Raw genomic sequence first — 4,342 nt, forward strand, 5'->3', positions numbered from 1 at the left:
GTGCAAGATTAACTGAAATTGCAGAAAAGAAAAGGAAGTTTAATAAGAATAATAGAACTTAGTAATAGCTGGAGTAAAAGTTTGACGAATACGGTCTCTTGGAACATTTATTTTAAAAGAGGTGTAAAGCATGCAATATGTTAAGGTTCTTTTATTAGATCAGTTTTTAGCAAATGCTAATGACCCGAGCTGGTATCTTCCATTTACTGAAGCAGTTAAAAACTTATCAGAGGAAGAAGCAGTTTGGAAGCCTACTGAAGATAGTCATAGTATCGCTGAAATTGTACAGCATCTAATTTACTGGAATGAAACATGGCAAATAAGATTCCAACAATCTGATGTTAAAGCAGTTCAGCCTATTGAAGATAATGATAAAAGCTTTGTTATTCCAGAAAATAAAAAGTTTAATGAATTAAGAGAGCGACTAGAAGTGGTGCTGTTACAATGGCAAGGTCTACTAACCGAAGAACAACTCGAAAGTGATGTAAATGGATTCAGTTTACCAGTGAAATGGTATGAGTTACTCGGAAATTCTATTACGCATAACGCCTATCATATTGGTCAAATCGTTTATATACGGAAGTTGCAAGAAAGCTGGTATCGTAGTAATAGGTAATCTTATTTTCAATCCTTTATTTTAGAATCTCTTCAACAATCGGGCGTTGCGGAAAAGATTTTGAATTGATGTACTTATATTATAGGGTACGTTGATCCAAGAAGGGGTTAACGCTTATTTGTCGAAGTTATTGTACTAAATCATGGTATTTAAAGAATTGGAATAATATAGGAAACCGAATAATAGTTGTAAAGGGACTGATTCAATTATGGATATTAGAAAACCATATGATTTTGAACTAAAAAAAGTATTAACACTTTCTCCTCAAGCTGTTTTTGATGGCACATTGGGTGAAGTAGAACCTACGAAAGAAAAAATTAACCAGCTTGTTAACCCACTTTTGGAAAAGGGAAGCTATTATTTAATAGCATCAGAAGAAGATAAATTAATGGGGTGGATACTTTTAGGACCAAGCAAGGACCAATTTACTGATATGATAAATGGATTTATTTACGAACTATTTGTTTTAAAAGAATTTAGAGGAAATGGCATTTCCAAACAGTTAATGAAAGCAGGTATTGACCATCTAAAAAAAGATGGATACTCAGAAATCCGTCTAAGTGCATTTGCAGGGAATCAAGCAATTAAACTGTATGAAAAATTTGGATTTGGCATAAGGACAATTACTATGAGTTTGCAGTTATAAGAAACTAATTATCTCACTAACGGAGTGCGATAGTTGGAGAAGGCATTTTTCGGTAAACCAAAAGTTTGAAGGTGCGAATTAGGGATTATTTATATAATGTGAGACAGGCTGTGAAGATATTTGAGAGGTAATAAAGCAATGCTGTTTGATCTAGATGATACCTTACTTAATAGGGATGAAGCAGTAGATAAAATATTTTTAATTATTTTAGAAAAGTGTTATGAGGATGTTAAACATTCAGTTAAAAACGAAATGTTGAAGAAGTTCAAAGAATATGATAAGAGAAACTATGGCTATAGTGATAAAACAAAAGTTTTAGAATCATTTTTTAATGAATTTCCACCAAAATATAGATTGCCACGCAATTACATTCAAGATTTTTGGAATTTTAATTTTCCTCAGTGTTTTTCTATAAACCAAAGAATAATAAATATTGTAAATACTATAAAGATGCAAGCTAAAGTTGCGATTATAACAAACGGCTCAACTCAGAGACAAAAAGCTAAAATCATTAACACTAATTTAAATAATTGTTTTGATATTATAATTATTTCTGAAGAGGTGGGATTTAGTAAACCTGACAAACGCATATTTGAATTAGCATTAAATAAGCTTGATGTGGAACCGGAAGCCGCATTTTTCATTGGGGATGACATTGAAAAGGATATTGGTGGTTGTCAAAATGCAAATATAAAGGGTATATGGTTCAATCCTCATATGATCAAGAATGATACCGAAATAACACCATATGCCGAGATCAATACTTTTGATAGATTATTAAGTTATTTTACTTAAAATACATTATCAGAAGTTGTTTTATTGCACAATATTTTTTAATGAGAAAAACAATAATAATGATTCTTGAAATGAAGAAAAAAAGATCGAACTTAATAATATTGAAAAGAGTTCGTTGTTGGCCTAACGGGTACCTTGAGTTCAAGAAGGATCGCTGCGATACTCTTTTTTCTAATTCTAATGAAATAGGATTGTTGAAATAGAAAAAGAATAGTAGAGGTTATAAAATAAAGTAAAATTAAGGGATATGGAGGATATTGAAAATGCCAGATATATACCATAAAACCTACATTAAAGTACCTTTAGAAGAAGTGTATAAAACAGTTTCAACATCTCAAGGTTGGAATGCTTGGTTCACAGATGACACATCGTTGGAGATAAACCCAGATGGCACTGGTGAGATACGATTGAGATGGACAAATTTTGGCAGTGAAAATGTAAATATTGAAGACGGGGGGAAGATACTTGAGGCAACTCCTAACAAAAGATTTGTTTTTCAATGGTCACCAGGAGAACAAAATTCAACAGTAACTTTTAAACTTGAGCCTTATAAAGACGGAACATTAGTAGTTCTTAATGAGATGGGCTATACAAATTCTGAAAAAGACTTAAAAGCCTGTATTGGATGTGCAGTAGGTTGGGGAGAAGCCTTAACACTTTTAAAGATCTACTTAGAGTATGGAATTGTATTTAAACAGGATTTATAATTCTTTAATTTATTGGTATATGTAGTCTTCGAAAAGTAATGTACATAAGGTGATTGTGGTAATAATACCAATCTTAATCATCAAAAGGATTGGAAGTATAGTAATGAGGTATTATGGTAGAAATTAACTCTTATATAATTAAAAGAACTAGGAATAATGAACAACATTAGTATTCAAACAAATGCCTGTCCCCATATTCGGTAAAGGTTTTACCTTTAAAAGAAGTAGGAGACAGGCCAATATCATTTAATGTTCTATTTTCCTAACCATAAACTCTCCTTTAGAGTCATTAACTATCCCCTTAATATCCTGCCCAGAAAGATTTTGGAAAAGTCGAAGTCCAAACTCCTGTGCTACGGCAAAAAGGTGGTCAAAGATATCAGCTTGAACCGTTTCGTACACTGCCCATCTGACATCATTTGTAAATGCGTAAATTTCTAGCGGCAACCCATTTTCGGTAGGGGCCAGCTGTCTTACGATTAACGTCATCTCTCGATTAATTCCTGGATGATTTTGAAGATAGTTGCTGATATAAGCCCTAAATACACCGATATTCGTAAGAGCCCTCCCGTTCACCGGGTTGTTTCGATTGATATCGTGCAAGGAATTGAACTCTGCAATTTCACGCTCCCGGTTAATGATATAATCTGAAAGATAGTGAATGGTTTTATATTTATCAATCATCTCTTCTGTACAAAACGAAATACTGTTTGTATCGACAAATAAGGCACGTTTGATCCGTCGACCTCCTGAAGATTGCATGCCCCTCCAGTTCTTAAAAGAATCGGATATCAAGGCATAGCTTGGAACCATTGTAATCGTTTTATCAAAATTTTGGACCTTTACTGTGTTTAATGAGATATCAATAATATCTCCATCTGCCCCATATTTAGGCATTTCAATCCAGTCCCCAACCCGAACCATATCATTGGCCGTCAACTGTACCCCCGCTACTAGTCCTAATAAGGAATCTTTAAAAACGAGCATCAATACAGCGGATAAGGCGCCAATTCCACTTAGAAGAATAAAGGGGCTTTCCCCCATCATGTTCGCAATTACTAAGATGATCCCAAGAGTGATGACAATAATCTTCGTCACTTGAATATACCCTTTAATCGGCTTCACCTTCGATATTTCATACGTTTGATAAATATCGTTGAGGGCGTTTAATAAGCTATTCACAACCCATAATCCAGCGATAATCAAATAAGCAATTGCACTTTTTTTAATCAAAATCTCATGAGTAGGAAAGGTGAATGAAAAGTAATATATAATGATTGCCGGAACAATATGAGATAACTTATGAAAAACCTTCCGATCCAAAAGCATATTATCCCACTGGTATTTGTTATTCATTACGATATGAGTGATAATTCTGATTACAACCTTTTTGGTGATAAAATTCGCAGTCATACAGATAATAGCAATAAATAGGATATTAAGAAATATAGATAAATATTCAGCTGTTGCAGGATCCAAATCAAATGTTAGAACAAATTTTCTAATGAATTTCATTTATTTCCTCCATTATATGTATAAAATCTCAGCTTCTACTTATGGAACTTTTACTCATTATAT

General features: G+C 33.1%; 5 protein-coding genes. 4 read left to right on the forward strand and 1 reads right to left on the reverse strand.

Annotation, left to right across the window (positions count from 1 at the left end):
* Nucleotides 1–130 precede the first annotated feature (130 nt).
* The 4 genes from V7164_RS24650 to V7164_RS24665 all read left to right on the forward strand — a co-directional run bounded on the left by V7164_RS24650 (nucleotide 131) and on the right by V7164_RS24665 (nucleotide 2,764).
* A complete protein-coding gene (locus V7164_RS24650; protein WP_335347363.1) occupies nucleotides 131–616 on the forward strand; it encodes a DinB family protein in 486 nt (161 codons plus the stop codon).
* Between the two features lie 208 nt (nucleotides 617–824).
* Nucleotides 825–1,262 (forward strand): GNAT family N-acetyltransferase, encoded by a 438-nt coding sequence (locus V7164_RS24655; protein WP_335347362.1) that lies wholly within the window; start codon nucleotides 825–827, stop codon nucleotides 1,260–1,262.
* A 138-nt stretch (nucleotides 1,263–1,400) separates the two neighbouring features.
* Nucleotides 1,401–2,057, forward strand: coding sequence for an HAD family hydrolase (locus V7164_RS24660; RefSeq protein WP_335355541.1), 657 nt, complete (start codon nucleotides 1,401–1,403; stop codon nucleotides 2,055–2,057).
* A 263-nt stretch (nucleotides 2,058–2,320) separates the two neighbouring features.
* Nucleotides 2,321–2,764, forward strand: a complete 444-nt coding sequence (locus V7164_RS24665) for an SRPBCC family protein (RefSeq protein ID WP_335347361.1) — start codon at nucleotides 2,321–2,323, stop codon at nucleotides 2,762–2,764.
* Between the two features lie 246 nt (nucleotides 2,765–3,010).
* On the opposite strand, the gene V7164_RS24670 is transcribed toward V7164_RS24665, so the two are convergent.
* Nucleotides 3,011–4,279, reverse strand: a complete 1,269-nt coding sequence (locus V7164_RS24670; RefSeq protein ID WP_335355540.1) for a mechanosensitive ion channel family protein — start codon at nucleotides 4,277–4,279, stop codon at nucleotides 3,011–3,013.
* Between the last annotated feature and the right edge of the window lie 63 nt (nucleotides 4,280–4,342).

The organism is Bacillus sp. JJ1474, from assembly GCF_036965225.1.
GTDB lineage: Bacteria > Bacillota > Bacilli > Bacillales > Cytobacillaceae > Cytobacillus.